Source organism: Acinetobacter sp. YH12255, from assembly GCF_013417355.1.
In the GTDB taxonomy this organism is placed as follows: Bacteria; Pseudomonadota; Gammaproteobacteria; order Pseudomonadales; family Moraxellaceae; genus Acinetobacter; species Acinetobacter pseudolwoffii.
On sequence record NZ_VPEC01000091.1, the window covers coordinates 1 to 4304 of the forward strand.

The 4304-nt window shown below is 39.2% G+C and carries 5 protein-coding genes; 4 read left to right on the forward strand and 1 reads right to left on the reverse strand.

Annotated features, from left to right (window positions below):
* Positions 1-351 precede the first annotated feature (351 nt).
* The 4 genes from FTV30_RS15620 (at position 352) to FTV30_RS15635 (ending at position 3864) form a co-directional block, all read left to right on the forward strand.
* The gene (locus FTV30_RS15620) at positions 352-1335 is read left to right on the forward strand and encodes a putative oxygenase MesX (RefSeq protein WP_159138861.1); all 984 of its coding nucleotides are present in this window, start codon (positions 352-354) and stop codon (positions 1333-1335) included.
* Positions 1336-1385: 50 nt separating this feature from the next.
* Positions 1386-2429, forward strand: coding sequence for a methionine synthase (locus FTV30_RS15625; RefSeq protein WP_004733166.1), 1044 nt, complete (start codon positions 1386-1388; stop codon positions 2427-2429).
* Positions 2430-2527: 98 nt separating this feature from the next.
* Positions 2528-3022, forward strand: a complete 495-nt coding sequence (locus FTV30_RS15630) for a flavin reductase (protein ID WP_005093807.1) — start codon at positions 2528-2530, stop codon at positions 3020-3022.
* A gap of 41 nt (positions 3023-3063) precedes the next feature.
* Positions 3064-3864: a sulfite exporter TauE/SafE family protein gene (locus FTV30_RS15635; protein ID WP_005093808.1), complete on the forward strand. Its 801-nt coding sequence runs from the start codon at positions 3064-3066 to the stop codon at positions 3862-3864.
* 40 nt (positions 3865-3904) lie between these two features.
* Here the strand turns inward: FTV30_RS15635 and FTV30_RS15640 are convergent, their stop codons facing one another.
* Entirely contained in the window at positions 3905-4198 is a 294-nt protein-coding gene (locus FTV30_RS15640; protein WP_373683724.1) for a LysR substrate-binding domain-containing protein, read from the reverse strand.
* Positions 4199-4304: the final 106 nt, after the last annotated feature.

Sequence of the window (4304 nt, forward strand, 5' to 3'; positions counted from 1 at the left end):
TGGATAATCTTTTTCAGATTCAATTAGTAATTGAACCGCTCTTTCTCTGATTTCAGGGGTATAGTTTGGTTTTTTCATCGGAATAGTCTCTCAGAATATTGACTCTCCGACAAACCCGGTACGGTTCTATCTTTGGTAGAGTTGCAAAAAACATTACCAATTTCAGATAAAGATTTTAGATAGCCGCTTAGCTTACTGAATAACTAAAAATCCTCAGCATCTTTAATTTATTAAGATGAGTATTTCTCATCTTAAGCTGAATTTATATCGTTTTACTCACTTTCTTATTCACGTTTAAATATAGCCATTCAGAAATTTAACTTTTTATAAAATTTTTAGGTGGCAATCTCCATGAGTACAGCATTTGAGTGTTCAATTAAACGTATCCGTTTTGATGAGAATTATACACCAGCAGAAAACACACGTTTAACCACAAACTTTGCCAATTTGGCACGTGGGGAAAGCCGTGAAGAAAACTTGCGTCGTACCCTTGCGATGATCAACAACCGTTTTAATAGCTTGGCAACCGTTGATAACCCGAAAGGTGATCGCTATTCACTTGAGATTGACATTATTTCTGCGGAAATTGATATTGAAGGTAATGGTCAAACTTTCCCATTTATTGAAACACTTAAAAGTGTTGTGATTGACCATCAAACAGGTGAGCGTATTGAAGGCATGATCGGCAATAGCTTCTCATCTTATGTGCGTGATTACGACTTCAGCGTGGTATTGCCACAATTGGGTTGTGGTGTAGGTGAAAAACCTGAAGATTTTGGCAATCTACATGGCAAGCTTTATCAACATTTAGTCAATTCAGATGTATTTAAAGCAGAATTTAAAAAACAACCTGTCATTTGCTTAAGCGTTTCAACCTCTAAAACGTATTTCCGTACAGCCAACGTACATCCTATTTTGGGTGTGGAATACAAAAATGATGAATATTCACGTACCGATGAATATTTTGCCAAAATGGGTTTACGTGTACGCTACTTTAAACCAGAAGGTGGTAATGCACCATTAGCATTCTATTTCGCTGGCGATTTAGTCCGTGATTATACTGATTTTGAATTGATCAGTGCTATTGCGACCATGGAAAGTTTCCAACGGATCTATCGTCCTGAAATTTACAACACCAACTCTCCTGCAGGTGTGGTGTATCAACCAAGTCTAAGCTATGGCGATTATTCACTTACACGTGTGGTCTATGACCGTGTGGAACGTGGTGAGCTTGCAGTTAAACAAGGTAAATGGACGGAAGAAAACTTCATTAAGCCTTATCAAGACATTTTAAATGAATGGGCTGCAAATTTCGAAGTCGAAACAGCTGCTTAATCCATTAAATTGATAAACAGATTTACGAATTTAGACAAAGAAGATTAGACATGGCGCTTACACAACCGAAACTTTTACTCCCAACTTCAACTGCGGGTAGCTTGCCAAAACCGTCTTGGTTAGCTGAACCTGAAAAATTATGGTCTGCATGGAAGCTTGAAGGCGAAGAATTATTAGAAGCTAAACGTGATGCTTTGAAATTATCATTACATGAGCAAGTCACTGCAGGTATCGATATCGTGAGTGATGGTGAGCAAACCCGTCAGCACTTTGTAACCACGTTTATTGAACATCTTGAAGGTGTAGATTTCGAAAAGCGTGAAACCATGCGTATTCGTAATCGTTATGATGCAAGTGTACCTTCAGTTGTGGGTGAAGTTTCTCGTAAAAAAGCAGTGTTTGTAGACGATGCGAAATTTTTACGCAGCCAAACCAGTCAGCCAATTAAATGGGCGTTGCCTGGTCCAATGACCATGATTGATACACTTTTTGACGGACACTACAAGAGCCGTGAAAAACTGGCTTGGGAATTTGCCAAAATTTTGAACCAAGAAGCTTTAGAACTTGAAGCAGCAGGCGTAGACATTATCCAATTTGATGAACCTGCGTTTAACGTATTCTTTGATGAAGTGAATGACTGGGGTGTACCAACCTTAGAACGTGCACTTGAAGGTCTAAAATGTGAAACTGCAGTTCATATTTGCTATGGTTACGGCATTAAAGCCAATACAGATTGGAAACAAACTTTAGGTAATGAATGGCGTCAATACGAAGAGTCATTCCCGAAACTACAACAATCTAAGCTCGATATTATTTCACTTGAATGCCAAAACTCACGTGTACCAATGGATTTGATTGAATTGATCCGTGGTAAGAAAGTGATGGTGGGTGCCATTGATGTAGCAACTAGCAAAGTTGAAACTGCAGAAGAAGTGGCGAATACCTTACGTAAAGCACTTCAATTTGTTGATGCAGATAAACTCTATCCTTCAACCAACTGTGGTATGACACCACTTTCTCGCCAAGTTGCACGTGGCAAGCTTGAGGCTTTAAGCGCAGGTGCTGCCATTGTTCGTAAAGAGCTAGAAGCTTAATCAAACGTAGTCTCGTGCGAAGCAGGGGCAAATTATTGCAAGATGATTTGTTCTACTTAAAGCACGAGCACGTGATATGTACATTTGAGATGAAAGAGATGATTGAAGCAACAGACTTTAGAAATGCAATGTCTTTACTCACCACAGCAGTGAATGTTATTACGACTGCGAGTAAAGCAGGTATGCATGGATTTACTGCATCTGCCGTATGTAGCGTGACGGATACACCGCCAACGTTATTGGTCTGTATGAATCAATCCTCCCGTTCACATGCCCATTTTGTTGAAAATAAAGTCTTGGCTGTAAACGTACTAAGTACTCAGCATGAACAGCTTTCAAATGCTTTTGCTTCAAGTAAATTCAGTTCTGAAGAGCGTTTCAACTTAGGTGAGTGGAGTGCGTTGGAAACTGGTTCACCTATTTTGCAAGATGCCTTGGTCAGTTTTGACTGTGAAATTCAGGACATTCAGCAAGTGGGTACACACAGTATTTTCATGTGTCGTGTGCTTCAAGTTCAACAAAGCGATCAAGAAGAAAGCCTGGTGTATTTTAACCGTGCTTATCATCAAGTGGGTCAGTTGGAACACGCTTAATTCAACGCCTTAATCCTTTCATTTTTTAAAGTTAGTCTATTGTGGAACTTATAACCTTTTTAGTCATCGGTGCTTTTGCTGGTTTTGCAGCAGGGCTGTTTGGTGTCGGCGGTGGTACGATTATTGTGCCACTGCTTTTTATTGTCTTTACTCAAATGGGTTATGACCCCGATGTGGTTATGCACCTCGCATTAGGCACATCTTTAGCAACCATTGTTGTTACTTCGATTAGCTCATTGATGGCGCATCATAAAAATGGGGCTGTGATTTGGTCGGTATTTAAAAATCTAGCACCACCCATGGCGATTGGTTGCTTTTTTGGGGCGGGTATTGCAGGTTTGATATCAGGATTACATCTACAAATCATTGTTGGCTTATTTCTGATTTGGGTTGCCTATACCATGTTTACAGGTGCCAAAAAAGTAATTGATCCAACGAAAACTTTACCTTCATCAGGTCAACAAATTGCTGCTGGTAGTGTGATTGGAGTTGCATCAGCAATCTTTGGGATTGGTGGCGGTAGCCTGACGGTTCCGTACCTGAATCGCTATGGTGTGGTCATGCAGAAGGCGGTTGGAACATCTGCGGCATGTGGACTCCCCATTGCTGTTGCTGGTGCATTAGGTTTTATTATTTTTGGTATAAATGCTGAGATTAATGTACCTAATACCATTGGTTATGTGCATATTTATGCATTTATTGGCATTAGCATCATGAGTTTCATTACGGCTAAGTTTGGTGCGAAGGCGGCACATGCTTTATCACCAGCAATGTTAAAGAAATGCTTTGCAGTTTTATTGGTCATTGTAGCAAGCTTCTTCCTTGTGAAGGGATTAATTTAATATTGGACTTCGCATAAGAGATTTTATGCTAAATGTAATTTTAAAGACTTATTTCATGACTATATTTATTTACTAAATTTAACCAGGCTTTTGTTGCATGAGAGATCTCTAATCCTTTATGCCAAGCCATATGTAATTGCCAGGTCATATCATCACTATTGAAGTATATTTTTTTTAAGTTACTAAATTTTCTACAGTAAATTTCTGGAAGAATAGCTATGCCCATATTTGCCTCTACCATTTTTACTATGAAATCCCATTGGCTACTTTTACAGACAATATTAGGTTCAAATCCTGCTTTTTGAGCTTCACTGTAAGCGTCCGCTGAACACACCTTATGAATTCATCCTATAAGCCTTAATTTAGTCCCCACTTAAAAACAAGTGGGGACTAAAATTTATGACTACAAATAACCAGACATCCATCGCATCTCTTGCGAA

Excerpts from the sequence above, each read along its gene's own strand:
- FTV30_RS15620 (WP_159138861.1), top strand. The coding sequence starts at position 352 with ATGAGTACAGCATTTGAGTGTTCAATTAAACGTATCCGTTTTGATGAG.
- FTV30_RS15625 (WP_004733166.1), top strand. The coding sequence starts at position 1,386 with ATGGCGCTTACACAACCGAAACTTTTACTCCCAACTTCAACTGCGGGT.
- FTV30_RS15630 (WP_005093807.1), top strand. The coding sequence starts at position 2,528 with ATGATTGAAGCAACAGACTTTAGAAATGCAATGTCTTTACTCACCACA.